Raw genomic sequence first — 15,003 nt, 5'->3', positions numbered from 1 at the left:
GGCTGACCACCCTGTCAGGTCATCCCGGCGCCGGGGCGCGCCTGGCGGTGGCAGGTGGCGAGGCGCCGTTCAGCTGGCATGATGCTGGCTGCCTTGAAAACGGTTCCCCGCCCCGATGCGCCTGCCATCCGCCCTGCTCGCCTGCTTGCTCCTCCCGACCATGGCCTTCGCGGCGCACGCCGCCGATGACGATGCCTTGACCACCGTCGCCGAGTCCTCCGGCTTCCAGAAGACCGGACGCTATGCCGAGGTCGGACCGCTGTGCCAGGCCTTCGCCACCCGCTGGCCCAAGGCGGTGCGCTGCTTCGACTTCGGCACCACACCGGAGGGCCGGCCGATGCACGCCATGGTCATCTCCACCAGCGGCGCGCTGGACCCGGCATCGGCCCGGGCGCGAGACCTGCCAGTGGTGCTGGTCCAGGGCGGCATCCATGCCGGCGAGATCGATGGCAAGGACGCCGGCTTCCTAGTCGCCAGGCAGCTGCTGGAAGGCCGGCGCGCCAAGGGCACGCTGGACAAGGTGGTGTGGGTGTTCGTCCCGGTGTTCAACGTCGATGGGCACGAGCGCTTCGCCGCGTGGAACCGCCCCAACCAGCGCGGCCCAGAGGAGATGGGCTGGCGCACCACCGCGCAGAACCTCAACCTCAACCGCGACTACACCAAGGCCGAAGCCCCGGAAATGCAGGCGATGCTGGCTCTGGTGAATCAGTGGGACCCGCTGATGGCGCTGGATCTGCACGTCACCGACGGGGCCAAGTTCCGCCACGACGTCTCGGTCCAGGTCGAGCCCTCGCATGAGGGCGATGCCACCCTGCAGCGCGACGGACAGGCCCTGCGCGCGGCGATGATCGCCGAGCTGGACCGACAGGGCTCGCACGCCCTGCCCTTCTATCCCTCGCTGGCCGAGCACGACAACCCGGCCGCCGGTTTTACCGACGAGATCTATCCACCGCGCTTTTCGCACGGGTATTTCCAGCTGCGCAATCGCTTCGGCATCCTGGTGGAAACCCACTCCTGGCTGCGCTACCCGCAGCGCGTGGCGATCACCGGCAACGCGATCGTGGCCTTGCTGCAACAGGCCGCCGCGCACGGCCGTGACTGGTCCAAGGACGCCGCGGCCGCCGACCAGGCCGCGACGCAGCTCGGCGGTCAGCCGCAGATCCTGGACTGGCAGGCCAGCGACACCGCCAGGACGATCGACTTTTTGGGCTACGCCTACACCCGCACGCCCTCGGACGTGTCCGGCGGGCTGATGACCCACTACGACGAGACCAGGCCGACTGTCTGGCACATCCCGCTGCGCGACCAGATGGTGCCGTCGGTCACCACCACCGCGCCGCGCGCAGGCTATCTGGTGCCGGTCGCCTGGGCGCCGGTGGTCGAGCCGCGCCTGCGTGCCCACGGCCTGACGTACCAGCGCCTGGAAGCGAACGAGGACCTGTCCGTACAGGCTTACCGGGCCACCGACATCGCCTTCGACAAGTCCTCCACCGAAGGCCACCAGCGCCTGAAGCTCGCCGGCGCCTGGGGCGCCGAGCCCGCGCAACTGCCCGCCGGCAGCCTCTACATTCCCATTGGCCAGCCGCGTGCGCGCCTGGTGGTGGCGCTGCTGGATCCGGCCGGGCCGGACTCGCTGCTGCAGTGGGGCTATTTCAATGGCGCCTTCGAGCGCAAGGAATACATGGAGGGCTATGTCGCCGAGGAGGTCGCGCGGCAGATGCTCCAGGATCCCGAGGTCAAGGCGCAGTTCGAGCAGCGCCTGAAGGACGACCCGGCCTTCGCCGCCAGTCCGCGCGCGCGGCTGGAGTTCTTCGCCCGCCGGCATCCTTCATGGGACACCCGCTACGGGCTCTATCCGGTTCTGCGCATTGACACCGCACCGCACTGATCACGCCCTGTGAGGGGGCGCACCACGCGCCGTTACACGTCACGCCGCTGGTCCACCGCATTGAAGGCGACCGATACCGGCCTTCGGCCTGAGACACGCGGTATCCGGACGCCGCACCGTTGAAGCGGGGCCGATGGGAAGGCGATGCCCGCACGGCACTTGAGCAGGTCGACGTCGGCCTGCCCGATCGCTGGTCGCCACGCGCGTCGGCCGCGTCGACACCTTGACGCGGGTGACGCGACGTCACATTCCAGACAAACGGTGACCGATGTTGGCCTGCTTGCCCGTTTACATCGGCGTGTAGGGCGCCGACACTTCCGACTCAACCTGAACAGGGGTAGCGCATGTCGCGTCGGGAAGCGCGAAGCCGTCGGCCGCGCAGCACCGGGGAATGGATGGTGCTGGTTGCCGGCCTGGTCCTGGCCATGGCATTCCTGGGCAGCCGTCCGCTCGACCCGACGCAGCCGGCGTCCACGGTCCCGCGGGAACCGGCCACGGGGCAGCGCCAGGCCCTTCCAGGCTTTCTGCCGCCCGAGGCCAGGACCACGCTGCGCCTGATCGCCCGCGGTGGCCCCTTCCCCCATCCGCAGGACGGCGCGGTGTTCGGCAACTTCGAAGGACACCTGCCACGCCAACCGCGGGGGTGGTACCACGAGTACACGGTGGAAACGCCCGGGCTGTCCAACCGAGGGACGCGGCGCATCGTCACCGGAGGCACGCCCCCTTCCAGCTACTGGTATACGGCCGATCACTACGCCAGCTTTCGGTCGTTCCAGGTGGAGCGGCCATGAGCCAGGAGCCTCCCGCCATGCACGATCCCGACCAGGCCGGCGTGTTCTTCGTCGGTGGCAACGACCTGGACGTGCTGGCCTACTACGCCTTCGACGCAAGGCTGCTCTCGCGCCGGATCGACCTGATGGGGGTGCGCGACAAACGCACGCTGCTGCTGCGCATCGCGGTGGCCCTGGATTTCCCCGTGTCGGCCGGACGCAACTGGGACGGACTGCTGGACAGCCTGCGCGACCTGTCCTGGCTAGAGGCGTCCGGCTACGTGCTGCTGATGGAGGGGGCCGGTGAGCTGCACGCCCACAACGAGCCCGAATTCGACACACTGATCGCCATCCTGGACCAAGCCCAGGCGCATTGGCACGCGCAGGGCGTGCCGTTCTGGGCATTCCTGGCCCTGCGCGACAAGGACATCGCCGAGCTGGAGGACTAGCGCCGCACCGCCGTGCGGTGCCGGCGCGTGCGCCCGCGCTTCGCAGCGCGTGCCGATGCTGCGATCATGGCGGATGGACGACTTTTCGACACTTCCGCTGACCGACGCGCTGCGCCGCGGTCTCGACGCCGCCGGCTACGCCCGCCCCACCGACATCCAGGCCCGCGCCCTGCCCGCCATCCTCGAGGGACGCGACGTCATCGCTCAGGCCCCGACCGGTAGCGGCAAGACCGCCGCGTTCGCGCTGGGGCTGCTCAGCCGCGTGGACACCGGGCTGGTCAAGACCCAGGCCCTGGTGCTGTGCCCGACCCGCGAGCTGGCCGATCAGGTCGCCCGCGCGGTGCGCCGCCTGGCCGTGGGCCTGCCCAACCTCAAGGTCACCCTGCTGTGCGGCGGCATGGCGCTCGAACCCCAGCTGGCCTCCCTGGAGCACGATCCGCACGTGGTGGTCGGCACGCCAGGCCGCGTGCAGGAGCTGATGCGCAAGAAGGCGCTGCATCTCAACGGGGTCCGCGTCCTGGTCCTGGACGAAGGCGACCGCATGCTCGACATGGGGTTCGAGGATCAGATCCGCGAAATCGTCGGGCGCACGCCCGCCGCGCGCCAGAGCCTGCTGTTTTCGGCGACCTGGCCCGACGCCATCCGCGCCATCGCCCAGGACAGCCTGAAGGACCCCGTGGAAGTGGCGTCCGACGCCACCACGACCGTGGCGCCGGCGATCTTTCAGCGCTTCTGCGAAGTGGAACCGGCCATGCGCCAGAAAGCGCTGGCGGGCCTGCTGCTGCAGCAGCGCGTGGAACCGGCGGTGGTGTTCTGCAACACCCGCAAGGACGTGGATGAAGTGGCCAATTCGCTACAGGGTTTCGGCTTCTCCGCGCTGGCCCTGCACGGCGATATGGAGCAGCGCGACCGCGAGGAAGTGCTGGTGCGTTTCGCCGGCGGCAGCTGCAACGTGCTGGTGGCCAGCGACGTGGCCGCGCGCGGCCTGGACGTGGAGGACGTGGCGGCGGTGTTCAACTATGAATTGCCGACCGACACCGACACCTACACCCACCGCATCGGCCGCACCGCGCGCGCCGGCCGCAGCGGCCTGGCCTTCAGCCTGGTCACGCCACGCGAGCTTCCGCGCGCGCGCGCGCTGGAAGACCTGTCAGGTGCGCCGCTGGACTGGATGAAAACGCCCCTGGCGACCGGCCGGCCCAAGCAGCCGCCCAGCGCGCCCTTCGTGTCACTGCGCGTGGATGGCGGCAAGAAGGACAAGCTGCGACCGGGCGACATCCTCGGGGCCCTCACCGGCGATGCGGGCCTGCCGGGCACGGCGATCGGCAGGATCACGATCGGTCCTGTGCGCAGCTACGTCTCGGTCCGGGACGAACACGCCAGCAAGGCTGTCGCGCGGCTGTTGGCCGGCAAGATCAAGGGCCGCAGCTTCCGCGTGCGGGCGCTCTGAGGGTCGCGCGCCACCACGCCTGAGCGCGGGACGCGCGACCCCGGCCGCTCACGCGTAGCGGAGCGTCGCGGTCAGCGGCAGGTCGGCCTGCCAGCGACCGCGGCCGCCCAGGGACTGCAGTTCGATCAACACCGCCGCCCCCAACACGTCGCAGCCCTGCTGGCGCGCCAGCGAGAGCGCCGCGTGCAGGGTCCCGCCGGACGCCAGCACATCGTCGACCAGCAACACCTTGGCCCCCGGCGGCAGCGCATCGGCGTGCAGTTGCAGGCTGTCGCTGCCGTACTCCAGGCCGTACTCGACCGTCAGCACGTCGCCTGGCAGCTTGCCCGGCTTGCGCACCGGGACGAAGCCGCACTTGAGGGCGCGTGCCAGCGCTGCGCCCAGGATGAAGCCGCGCGACTCGATCCCCAGCACCGCCTGCACGCCGGCCTCGCGCCAGGGCGCGGCCAGCGCACTGGTCGCCGCGGCGAAGGCGGCCGCGTCGGCCAGCACCGGGGTGATGTCCTTGAACAGGATCCCCGGCTTGGGAAAATCAGGCACGTCGCGGATCAGGGTTGCCCATTCGGTATCGCCGGACATCGAGGCTCTCGCAGTGAAGGATGGCCCCCGATGCTACTGCACTGCGCCGCCGATGCCAGCCGACACGGGCGCGCCCGTCGCTACGAGCTGCACGACAGCATCGAACAGCCTGCCCGCGTGCGCGCCCAATCCGGGCGCTTGCGGGCGAAGGCCTCGCGACCAGGCTGGTCGTCGTAGGGATGGCGCAGCACCTCGAGCAGCTCGTGCACCCCGGCCAGATCGCCGTCGTGCGCGCGATCGATCGCCTCCTGGGCCAGGTAGTTGCGCAGCACATAGCGCGGATTGGCCGCGCGCATGCGGCGCTGGCGCGCGGCCTCGTCGGCCTCGCCCGCGCAAAGCGCCGCATAGCGGGTTAGCCAAGCCTCGAAGGCAGGACGATGGGCGGTGTACTTGGCCGGGTCATAGAACGCGTCGGCCAGCGGCACAAGGGCCTGCGGCCCAGGCGCGTGATCGCCCAGGCCACGAAAGAACAACGTCATGTCGACCTCGGCGCCGTGCAGCAGGCCGCGTAGTTCCGCCATCAGGGGCGGTGCTTCGGGCACGCCCTCCGGCAGCCCCAGCTTGGCGGCGGCATCGGCGCGCTCGCACGCGGCATAGGTGTCGGCGTAGGCCTGCAGCGCCTCCTGCAGCGGCGCCGGATCGGCGAACAGCAGCGACAACGCGCCGGCCAGGCGGCTGAGGTTCCAGAACGCCACCTGCGGCTGCCAGCCGAAGCGATAACGACGGCCCTGCGCATCGGTGGTATTGGGTGTCCAGTCCGGATCGTAGTCGTCGATCCAGCCATACGGGCCGTAGTCGATGGTCAGTCCGAGGACCGAGAGGTTGTCGGTGTTCATCACCCCGTGCACGAAGCCCACCCGCATCCAGTGCGCCATCAGCACCGCGGTGCGCGTACAGATCTGTGTGAACCACGCCGCGTCCCGCTCAGCGCCTGGCGCCAGCTCGGACAGCTCGGGGAAGTCGCGCTCGATGGTGAAGTCCACCAATCGCCGCAGCAGCGCCGTGTCGCCGCGCGCGGCCGGGAGTTCGTAATGCCCCAGGCGCAGGAAGGAAGGCGCCACCCGGCAGACCACCGCGCCAGGCTCGGGCGCGGCATGGCCGTCGTAGAACATGTCGCGCACCACGTCTTCTCCCGTGCCCACCAGGCATAGCGCGCGGGTGGTCGGCACGCCCAGATGGGCCATGGCTTCGCTGCACAGGAATTCGCGGATCGACGAGCGCAACACCGCGCGTCCATCGGCGAAGCGAGAATACGGCGTCGGCCCGGCGCCCTTGAGCTGCAGCTCCTGACGGCTGCCATCGGCCGCGATGGCCTCGCCCAGGGAGATCGCCCGACCGTCGCCCAGCTGCCCTGCCCAGTTGCCGAACTGGTGGCCGCCGTAATTGGTCGCGTACGGCACCATGCCCGGCAGCAGCGCATTGCCACCGAAGACCTGGGCGAACTCGGCCGTCTCGATGTCGTCCTGCTTGAGTCCCAGCAACGCCGCCACTTCCGGCGACCAGGCCAGCACCCGCGGCGCGGCGACCGGCGTGGGCGCCACGCTGGACCAGACCGCGCCCGGGACCTGTCGGACCTGTGGCCCGTCGATGGGATCGCGCGGCAGCGCGCGCAGCAGAGTGTTGTCGAAATGCAGTTCCATGCGCACAGCCTACGCGGGCATGGCCACATGGACGCTGACACAAAAAAAGACGCCGGGGAAACCCCGGCGTCCTCTTCAATGCGGTTGACGCGATGAAGCGCTGGATTACAGCGGCTGCACCTGGTCGGCCTGCATGCCCTTCTGGCCCTGGACGGCCACGAAGGTCACTTCCTGGCCTTCCTTCAGCGACTTGAAGCCGGTGCCCTGGATCGCGCGGAAATGCACGAACAGGTCCGGGCCGGACTGCGGGGTGATGAAGCCGAAGCCCTTGGCGTCGTTGAACCACTTGACGGTGCCGGTCTGACGATCAGACATTTTTACTACTCCTGAAAACGAACGATGGGTAATCGCAGCCACGAAAAACCGCGACTGAGACTGGGTTTGCAGGCGTAGGAAAAACGCAAACGATGTAGCCGATCTGACGATCTACCGCATCAGGCTCACGATTTACGGTGACCCTGGCAAGCACAGTGGCGCGAACGATACGCAGGTTGGGGGGAAAAAGCCAACGCAATTGCAAGCCCGTTCGTCGGGCTCTGGGGGCGGCATGGGTCCGGCACTGGAACCGGGGTGTTTTCGGACAAAAATGTCTTTCACTATCAATTGGATACGAAAAAACCTGACGGTTCTGACAGGTGGATCTAGAGCACCTGCCGGCTCTGGAATTGTCGCAACGCACCACAAAGTGGGTCGCGAAACGCCAGGGATCGCGCCAAAAGTTTGACTGGGCGGCTAAAGTCCTCCGGCGCGTGCTGGGGCTGCAACACCGGATAAAGCGGATCGTGCTGGATCGGAATGCCGAGCGAGGCCATGTGCACGCGCAGCTGGTGCTTGCGCCCGGTCACCGGCTCCAGCGCGTAGCGCCACAGGTCTGGCCCGCGCTCCAGGACGGCCACGCGGGTCAGGCTGTTGGGCGCGCCGTCCACCTCGCGCATCCGGAAGAACGGTTCGCCGCGGACCAGTCGCGAGGCGACCTGACAGGGAAAGATCCGCTGCGGGCACGGTGCGGCCAGGGCCTCGTAGTGCTTGTCGATGCGCCGTTCGCGGAACAGCGCCTGGTAGGCGCCGCGCGTGGCCGGGTCGACCGAGAACAGGACCAGCCCGGCTGTCGCGCGGTCGATCCGATGCAGCGGCGCCAGCTCGGCCAGTCCGGTCATTGCGCGCAGGCGCGCGAGCAAGGTCTCTTGCACGAACCGCCCCGACGGCACCACCGGCAGGAAATGGGGCTTGTCGGCCACCAGCAGGTGCGCGTCCTGGTACAGCACCGACTCGGCGAACGGAATGGACGCTTCGTCGACCACTTCGCGGAAATAGACGATCTCCTGCCCGACCCGCCACGGCGCATCCGGCGCCAGCGCCCTCCCCTGCGCATCCTGCACGCGGCCGCGTGCGAAACGTGCGCACCACGTCTCGCGCGGAATCGCCGGAAAGCGCGCGCAGAGACCCTCCAGCAGACAGGACCAGGGGCCTGGCGCCAGTTGCAGGTGGCTGGGTAGTAGCGATGGTGCGTGCGTGCGGGACACGGCGATGCACGGTCGAGCCGTGTGCGTCAAAGGTGAAGCCATTATCATGACGTCCGCTTTCCGACGATATCCGCATGGCCCTCTCTGCCACGATCCGCAAGGTCGAGCTTCAGATCAACGACCTTGACCGGCACCATTACGCCAGCCACAGCCTGACCCTGGCCCAGCATCCTTCCGAAACCGACGAGCGCCTGGTCGCGCGCCTGCTGGCGTTCGTGCTGTATGCGCACGAGCGGCTGGAGTTCGGCCGTGGCCTGAGCGCCGAGGACGAACCCGATCTGTGGCGGCGCGACTACACCGGCCAGATCGAACAGTGGATCGATCTGGGCCAGCCCGACGAGAACCGCCTGCGCAAGGCGGCCGGACGCGCGAGCGAGGTCGTGGTGGTCAACTACGGCGGCCACGCCGCCGAGGTGTGGTGGCACAAGCAGGGCGCGGCGCTGCGCCGGATGAAGCAGCTCACGGTGATCGACCTGCCCCACGACGTGGTGTCCACCCTGGCCAGCCACGTGCAGCGGACCATGCGCCTGGACGTGCTGATCCAGGACGGCGAAGTGCAGATCATGGGCGACGCGCTGCAGCTGGTGTTGGTCCCCGGCGTGCGCCACGCGCCCCAGGCGTAATGGAACCCGGCTTCACCCACGACGTCCTGATCATCGGCGGCGGCGCGGCGGGACTGATGTGCGCGGCCACCGCGGCGCGGCGCGGGCGCTCGGTGCTGGTCATCGAGCACGCCAACCGGGTGGGCAAGAAGATCCTCATGTCCGGCGGCGGCCGCTGCAACTTCACCAACACCGGCACCTCGCCGGCCAACTACCTCTCGGCCAACCCGCACTTCTGCCGCTCGGCGCTGGCGCGCTACACACCGCGCGACTTCATCGACCTGGTCGAGCGACACCGCATCGCCTACCACGAGAAGGAGCTGGGCCAGCTGTTCTGCGACGACTCGTCCAAGCAGATCGTGGCGATGCTGCTGGCCGAGTGCGCGGACGCCGGTGCACGCATCGCCACCGGCTGCGGCGTGGAACGCGTGGCCGCGCGCGAAGGGGGCGGCTACACGCTGTACACGGCACAGGGCGTGTTCACCGCGCCGTCGCTGGTGGTCGCCACCGGCGGACTGTCGATCCCCTCGATGGGCGCCAGCGGATTCGGCTACGCACTGGCGCGCCAATTCGGGCACGAGGTGCTGGCCACGCGCGCCGGGCTGGTCCCGCTGACCCTGAGCGGCAAGCCGCAGCAGCAGTTGGCCGACCTGGCCGGCGTCGCCCTGCCCGTGCGCGCGCAGTGCGGCAAGACCGCCTTCGAGAACGCCATGCTGGTCACCCACCGCGGCATCAGCGGCCCGGCGATCCTGCAGATCTCCTCCTACTGGCAGCCCGGCCAGCTCCTGCTGCTGGACCTGCTGCCGGGCCAGGACGCGCTGGAGGTGTTGCAGGCCCAACAGGCCGCGCGCCCGGCCGCCGAGCTGAAGACCGTGCTGTCCGACCTGCTGCCGCGGCGCTTCGCCCAGCGCCTGTGCGAGCACTGGCTGCCCAACAAGCCGATGAAGCAGTTCAATGCTCCACAGCTGCGCCAGGCCGCCGAGCTGCTACGCGCCTGGCCGCTGGTGGCCAGCGGCACCGAGGGTTACCGCACCGCCGAGGTCACCCTGGGCGGGGTGGACACCCGTGAGGTCTCGCAGGCCGCCTTCGAGTCCAAGCGCGCGCCTGGGCTGCATTTCATCGGCGAGGTGCTGGATGTCACCGGCTGGCTGGGCGGCTACAACTTCCAGTGGGCCTGGGCCTCCGGGCACGCTGCCGGCGAGGCGGTCTAGACCCGCGGATCTGCCGCAGCGCAGCACGGCTTTCGTGGCGCCGCGTGGCATGATCGCGACCTCGTAACACCCTGCGTGACTGCCGTGCAGCATCCCATCAAGGGCAAGGCCACCTCGCTGGACATCGCGCATCTTGCCGGCGTCTCCCAACCCACCGTCTCGCGCGCCCTGCGCGGCAGCCCGATGGTCAACGAGGAGACGCGCAAGCGCATCCTGGCCATCGCCGAGGAGCTGCATTACAAGGTCGACAAGAACGCCTCCAACCTGCGCACCCAGCTCACCGGGACGCTGGCGCTGTTGTTCTTCGAAGATCCCACCCCGGACGACTCGGCGATCAATCCCTTCTTCCTGTCGATGCTGGGCGCGATCACCCGTGCCTGCGCGTTGCACGGCTACGACCTGCTGATCTCCTTCCAGAACCTCTCCGAGGACTGGCAGGCCGACTACGCCGACAGCAAGAAGGCCGATGGGCTGATCCTGCTGGGCTACGGCGACTACCTCAAATCGCGCATCAGGCTGGAGAAGCTCCAGCAGCAGGGCATCCGCTTCGTGCGCTGGGGCGCGGCCCTGCCCGGCCAGCCGGGCGTATCGATCGGCTGCGACAACTTCCAGGGCGGGCATGACATCGCCGCGCACCTGCTGGAACAGGGTCGCCGGCGGATCGCCTTCATCGGTCACGCCTCGGCGCATTACCCGGAATTCCAGGAGCGCCATCGCGGTGTCGCCGCCGCGCTGGCCGAGCTGGGCCTGGCGCCGGACCCGGCCTTGCAGGTCGACGCGGAGACCAGCGAGCAGTCCGGCTACGAAGCCACCAAGGCCCTGCTGGCGCGCGGCGCCAGTTTCGACGCCCTGTTCGGCGCCAGCGACCTGATCGCCATCGGCGCGATGAAGGCGCTGCTGGAACACGGCTTGCGCATTCCCGAGGACGTGGCCGTGGCCGGGTTCGACGATATCCCGCTGGCCAACTTCGTTGCGCCGGGGCTGTCCACGGTCCAGCAGGACACGCGCCAGGCCGGGATGCTGCTGGTCGATGCGCTGATGCAGCTGATCCACGGCCAGCCAGTGGACAACCAGACCATTCCGGTACGCCTGGCCCTGCGCGGCTCCACCCGCTGCGCGTAATGCGATGGACTCGCGTGTAGCGCCGAGCCTGCTCGGCTGAGGCTCTACCGGGAATGCTCCCGCCGAGCAAGCTCGGCCCCACAGGAATCGGTGAGCCCATCCATCAGAGCCCACCCACCGGGTGCGCGCCCGCACACCGAGACTCGTCGCATCGAGGACACGTGTGTAGCGCCGAGCTTGCTCGGCTGGGGCTCTATCGGCAATGCCCCGGCCGAGCAAGCTCGGCCCTACAGGAATCGGCGAGTCAATCCAGCAGAGCCTACCCACGGGGTGCGCGCCCGCACACAGGGACTCGCCGGATTGAGGACACGCTCTACTCGCGCAGGCGATGTCTCATGTCTTCGGCCAGTCGCGCGCGTAGTAGCGCATTGGTCAGCGGCTGGTCGTAAAGCAGGACGCGCACCCCATGCGCCGGGACGTCCAGCGCTAGCGTGTCCCCATCCACCTGCACGGCTGAGCCATCGAAGGCGTCTCGCCACTGGCCGGGCTGCAGCAGCTTATCCAGCGTCACTTCAGAAGCCGTGTCCGCCTTGTTGAGTAGCACCAGCGCGGTCTGCGCCTGACCGTCGTGCTCGAAGACGCGATAGAACGCGGCAGTCTGCTTGGTCAGCTGCAGATTGAGCTGCAAGCCGCGCTGCAGGGCGATCGATTCACGACGCAGGTTGGCGATGCGCTTGAGATTGCGGTAGATCGCGCTCTCGCCGGCCGCATCCACACGCGCCTGCCCGTAGTAGTTGCGATTGCCCGCGTGCTCGGCCGCGCCACGCATGAAGCCGGTCTCCGAGCCGTAGTACACCGCCGGGATGCCGCGCGTGGTGAACAGCCAGTTGTGCGCGTCGATGAAGCCCGTATCGGTCGCGTCCAGGCGCGACATGTCGTGGTTGTCGTAGAAGGTCACCAAGTCGTACGGGTTGTTGTACGGACCGTCCTCCAGGTACAGCGTGCGCTCCAGTGCGTCGTAGCCGCCGCCTTCCCTGCCGAAGACCTTGGACAGCTTCCCGCGCTGGGGAAAGTCCAGCACGCTGTAGTGCCCGTTGCGGTCCAGCGTATGCGCGGCGATGAACGCCGCGTCGTAATCGAAGGCCTCGCCGAACATGAAAAAGCCCGGGTGTTTGGCGCGGATGCGATCGGCGAACTGCTTCCAGAAGCGATGCGGCATCCAGCCGATGGTATCGACGCGGAAGGCGGCGGCGCCCTGGTCGATCCATTGTTCGTAGGCGCCGGCCAGATAGTCCAGAACCGCAGGGTTGTCCTCGGCCAGGTCCGACAGCTCGGCCAGCCCGCCGCCGGTGTTGTAGAAGGCATGCATCGGGTTGTGCTGCGGGTCCAGCTTGCCTGGATCCAGGTTCTGGTGGTCGGCGACCTTGTGGCCCTGCTTGTCGAAGAGCTGCCCGAACTGGGGCTGCGCGGTCGGCATGGAGAACGCCGGCGAGCCGTGGTTGGCGACGATGTCCAGCACCACGTCCAGCTGCTGGCCCTTCATCGCCTTGGTGAACCCGGCGAAGTCCAGGCCCTTACTGGGCAGGTGCTCGTCGAGCTTGTAGAAATTCACGCCCCAGTAGCCGTGGTAACCGGTCTTGCCCTGGTCGGCCAGCGAGCTGCCCCACTTCACCGGCTTGCCACCAGTAAAAGCCTGGTCGGGGTTGTCGACGATGGGCGTCACCCACACCGCGCTGAAGCCCATGTCGTGGATATAGCGTGCGTTGTCGACAATGCCCTTGAAGTCGCCCCCCAGGTAGCCGATGTTCGCACTCTTGCCGGCCGGGGCGCCCGGCACGGGAATATCGAAGGTGCGGTGCTTGCCGCCCTGGTCGCGGTGGTCGTTGGACGGATCGCCATTGACGAAGCGGTCGGTCACCACGAAATAGATCGCCTCGCTGGCGAACGGCTCCAGCGTGCCGTACAGCTCATCGGCCGGCGCCTGCTGCGCACGGGCCGGCAGCGCCAGGACGGTCGCCAGGGCCAACAGGGACAAGGACAGCGGCTTCATGCTTGGGACTCCAGGCGAGGTTCGGGCACGCGCAGGGTGCACAGGCCGGCGACCACCAGGCTCAGGCCACCGACGGCCAGGGCGTTGATCGGTGCGCCACCCAGGACGGTCTTGACCAGCAATCCCAGGATCGAGGCGGCGACCAGCTGCGGGATGACGATGAAGAAATTGAAGATGCCCATGTACAGGCCCATCTTCGCGGCCGGCACGCTGTCGGACAGCAGTGCGTAGGGCAGCGAGAGGATCGAGGCCCAGGCAAAGCCCACCCCGGCCATGGACAGCAGCAGCCAGTGTGGGTCGCGGAAGAGGAGGAACGAGCAGAACCCCACGCCGCCCAGGCACAGGTTCAACAGATGGCTCCAGCGCAGGCCGATGGCACGCACCATCCACGGGATCACGATCGCCGCCAGCGCGGCGAAGCCGTTGTAGGCGGCAAACAGCACGCCCACCCAGTTGGCGCCCTCGTTATAGGCGGCCGAGGTGGTGTCGCTGGTGCCGAAATGGGTGCTGGTCACTGCGTCGGTGGTGTAGATCCACATGGCGAACAAGGCGAACCATGAGAAGAACTGCACCACCGCCAGCCGCCGCATCGCCGACGGCATGTCCATCAGGTCATCGACGATGGTCGCGTACATCCCACCGCGGGCGCGTCCGCGCCCCAGCAGCAACGCACCGGCGACGGCCGCACCACCGCCGAGCACGTAGAGCTGCTTGTCCAGGCCAAACGCCGCCACCAGGACGCAGCCGACCAGGCCCAGGACCAGGGCCACGATGCCCAGCCGCACCCGCACCGCGGTATTGCCCGATGCCACTGGCACGGGCGCGGTGGTCGGCGGCTCCAGCTCACCGGCCAACTGCCCGGGCGGGGCTTCGCGCGTGGTGACCACCGTCCAGATGATGGTCAGCATCAACACCGCGCCGCCGAAGTAGAACGCGTAGCGCACCGTGTCCGGCACTTCGCCGGGCCCAGCGGTATTGGCCACGCCGACCTGCGCCAGGATCCAAGGCAACAGGCTGGCGACCACCGAGCCTAAGCCGATGAAAAAGCTCTGCATCGCATAACCAGACGCGCGCTGCCGGGTCGGCAGCAGGTCGCCGACGAAGGCGCGGAACGGCTCCATCGAGATGTTGATCGACGCATCCAGCACCCACAGCAACCCCGCGGCGATCCACAGCGCAGGCGAATGCGGCATGGCCAGCAAGGCCAGCGTGGCCAGCACCGCGCCGACCAGAAAATAAGGCCGCCGCCGCCCCAGCCGCGTCCAGGTCCGATCCGAGAAATAGCCAATCACCGGCTGCACCAGCAGGCCGGTCAGCGGCGCGGCCATCCACAGGATCGGGATGTCGTCCACCGACGCGCCCAGCGTGTGGAAGATGCGGCTGACGTTGGCGTTCTGCAGGGCGAAGCCGAACTGGATACCCAGAAAGCCGAAGCACATGTTCCATATCTGCCAGAACGACAGGGCGCGGGTACGGGTCATGATGCGAGTGAAATCCCCTTGCGACGGCACGGTGCGCACTCACGATGATGCGTGACCGGGTCGGCGCGTCATGGTGACCTCTGCCCACGCGCTTGCCATGCTGCACTGCAAAACACGCATCCCGGCCTCGAACCCGCCTTTGACCGTTGTCCCAGGCCTCGCCAAAAGCGCATGAAATGCCTTTTTTCAAGACACTTCACGCATTGTCCGGCGGACCCCGCGCGTCTCGTGCACTCGTTTCGGCAACGCGCACGCGCCGGCACGCCTGCATACGTATTCATGCGTCTTCGAACCCATC

At 68.3% G+C, this 15,003-nt stretch carries 13 protein-coding genes; 7 read left to right on the top strand and 6 right to left on the bottom strand.

The features are described 5' to 3' along the window. The first annotated feature begins 115 nt into the window (after positions 1-115). From ACORQU_RS16205 to dbpA, 4 genes are all read left to right on the top strand, one after another. Positions 116-1,888: a M14 family metallopeptidase gene (locus tag ACORQU_RS16205; RefSeq protein WP_491642098.1), complete on the top strand. Its 1,773-nt coding sequence runs from the start codon at positions 116-118 to the stop codon at positions 1,886-1,888. Between the two features lie 425 nt (positions 1,889-2,313). Continuing rightward, the gene (locus ACORQU_RS16200; RefSeq protein ID WP_491645155.1) at positions 2,314-2,679 is read left to right on the top strand and encodes a guanyl-specific ribonuclease; all 366 of its coding nucleotides are present in this window, start codon (positions 2,314-2,316) and stop codon (positions 2,677-2,679) included. Continuing rightward, positions 2,676-3,107 (top strand): barstar family protein, encoded by a 432-nt coding sequence (locus ACORQU_RS16195; RefSeq protein WP_491642097.1) that lies wholly within the window; start codon positions 2,676-2,678, stop codon positions 3,105-3,107. Before ACORQU_RS16200 ends, ACORQU_RS16195 begins: the two co-directional genes overlap by 4 nt. Before the next feature lie 73 nt (positions 3,108-3,180). Beyond that, positions 3,181-4,557 (top strand): ATP-dependent RNA helicase DbpA, encoded by a 1,377-nt coding sequence (dbpA, locus tag ACORQU_RS16190; protein WP_491642096.1) that lies wholly within the window; start codon positions 3,181-3,183, stop codon positions 4,555-4,557. 48 nt (positions 4,558-4,605) lie between these two features. Here dbpA and ACORQU_RS16185 read toward each other — a convergent pair whose 3' ends face one another. The 4 genes from ACORQU_RS16185 to ACORQU_RS16170 form a co-directional block, all read right to left on the bottom strand. Then, the gene (locus ACORQU_RS16185) at positions 4,606-5,136 is read right to left on the bottom strand and encodes an adenine phosphoribosyltransferase (protein ID WP_271646154.1); all 531 of its coding nucleotides are present in this window, start codon (positions 5,134-5,136) and stop codon (positions 4,606-4,608) included. A gap of 80 nt (positions 5,137-5,216) precedes the next feature. Continuing rightward, positions 5,217-6,776, bottom strand: a complete 1,560-nt coding sequence (locus ACORQU_RS16180) for a protein adenylyltransferase SelO (protein WP_491642095.1) — start codon at positions 6,774-6,776, stop codon at positions 5,217-5,219. 105 nt (positions 6,777-6,881) lie between these two features. Further along, positions 6,882-7,091, bottom strand: coding sequence for a cold-shock protein (locus ACORQU_RS16175; RefSeq protein WP_271646156.1), 210 nt, complete (start codon positions 7,089-7,091; stop codon positions 6,882-6,884). Between the two features lie 326 nt (positions 7,092-7,417). Continuing rightward, positions 7,418-8,299: a pseudouridine synthase gene (locus tag ACORQU_RS16170; RefSeq protein WP_491642094.1), complete on the bottom strand. Its 882-nt coding sequence runs from the start codon at positions 8,297-8,299 to the stop codon at positions 7,418-7,420. A gap of 74 nt (positions 8,300-8,373) precedes the next feature. Here ACORQU_RS16170 and ACORQU_RS16165 point away from each other — a divergent pair, with 74 nt between their 5' ends. The 3 genes from ACORQU_RS16165 to ACORQU_RS16155 all read left to right on the top strand — a co-directional run bounded on the left by ACORQU_RS16165 (position 8,374) and on the right by ACORQU_RS16155 (position 11,234). After that, positions 8,374-8,922: a YaeQ family protein gene (locus ACORQU_RS16165; RefSeq protein WP_271646158.1), complete on the top strand. Its 549-nt coding sequence runs from the start codon at positions 8,374-8,376 to the stop codon at positions 8,920-8,922. Then, positions 8,922-10,112 (top strand): BaiN/RdsA family NAD(P)/FAD-dependent oxidoreductase, encoded by a 1,191-nt coding sequence (locus ACORQU_RS16160; protein WP_491642093.1) that lies wholly within the window; start codon positions 8,922-8,924, stop codon positions 10,110-10,112. The genes ACORQU_RS16165 and ACORQU_RS16160 overlap by 1 nt, the downstream gene beginning before the upstream one ends. A gap of 84 nt (positions 10,113-10,196) precedes the next feature. Next, complete coding sequence (locus tag ACORQU_RS16155; protein WP_491642092.1) at positions 10,197-11,234, top strand: LacI family DNA-binding transcriptional regulator; 1,038 nt, start codon at positions 10,197-10,199, stop codon at positions 11,232-11,234. Between the two features lie 313 nt (positions 11,235-11,547). On the opposite strand, the gene ACORQU_RS16150 is transcribed toward ACORQU_RS16155, so the two are convergent. Continuing rightward, positions 11,548-13,224, bottom strand: coding sequence for an alpha-amylase family glycosyl hydrolase (locus tag ACORQU_RS16150; RefSeq protein WP_491642091.1), 1,677 nt, complete (start codon positions 13,222-13,224; stop codon positions 11,548-11,550). Further along, entirely contained in the window at positions 13,221-14,705 is a 1,485-nt protein-coding gene (locus ACORQU_RS16145) for an MFS transporter (protein ID WP_491642090.1), read from the bottom strand. Before ACORQU_RS16145 ends, ACORQU_RS16150 begins: the two co-directional genes overlap by 4 nt. Positions 14,706-15,003: the final 298 nt, after the last annotated feature.

This window comes from Pseudoxanthomonas sp. JC1303 (assembly GCF_058448525.1).
This window is presented reverse-complemented; position numbering and strand designations above follow the sequence as displayed.

Bases quoted from the DNA above. Each gene is read 5' to 3' on its own strand.
- ACORQU_RS16205 (WP_491642098.1), top strand. From the start codon at position 116: ATGCGCCTGCCATCCGCCCTGCTCGCCTGCTTGCTCCTCCCGACCATG.
- ACORQU_RS16200 (WP_491645155.1), top strand. From the start codon at position 2,314: ATGGCATTCCTGGGCAGCCGTCCGCTCGACCCGACGCAGCCGGCGTCC.
- ACORQU_RS16195 (WP_491642097.1), top strand. From the start codon at position 2,676: ATGAGCCAGGAGCCTCCCGCCATGCACGATCCCGACCAGGCCGGCGTG.
- dbpA (WP_491642096.1), top strand. From the start codon at position 3,181: ATGGACGACTTTTCGACACTTCCGCTGACCGACGCGCTGCGCCGCGGT.
- ACORQU_RS16185 (WP_271646154.1), bottom strand. From the start codon at position 5,136: ATGTCCGGCGATACCGAATGGGCAACCCTGATCCGCGACGTGCCTGAT.
- ACORQU_RS16180 (WP_491642095.1), bottom strand. From the start codon at position 6,776: ATGGAACTGCATTTCGACAACACTCTGCTGCGCGCGCTGCCGCGCGAT.
- ACORQU_RS16175 (WP_271646156.1), bottom strand. From the start codon at position 7,091: ATGTCTGATCGTCAGACCGGCACCGTCAAGTGGTTCAACGACGCCAAG.
- ACORQU_RS16165 (WP_271646158.1), top strand. From the start codon at position 8,374: ATGGCCCTCTCTGCCACGATCCGCAAGGTCGAGCTTCAGATCAACGAC.
- ACORQU_RS16160 (WP_491642093.1), top strand. From the start codon at position 8,922: ATGGAACCCGGCTTCACCCACGACGTCCTGATCATCGGCGGCGGCGCG.
- ACORQU_RS16150 (WP_491642091.1), bottom strand. From the start codon at position 13,224: ATGAAGCCGCTGTCCTTGTCCCTGTTGGCCCTGGCGACCGTCCTGGCG.
- ACORQU_RS16145 (WP_491642090.1), bottom strand. From the start codon at position 14,705: ATGACCCGTACCCGCGCCCTGTCGTTCTGGCAGATATGGAACATGTGC.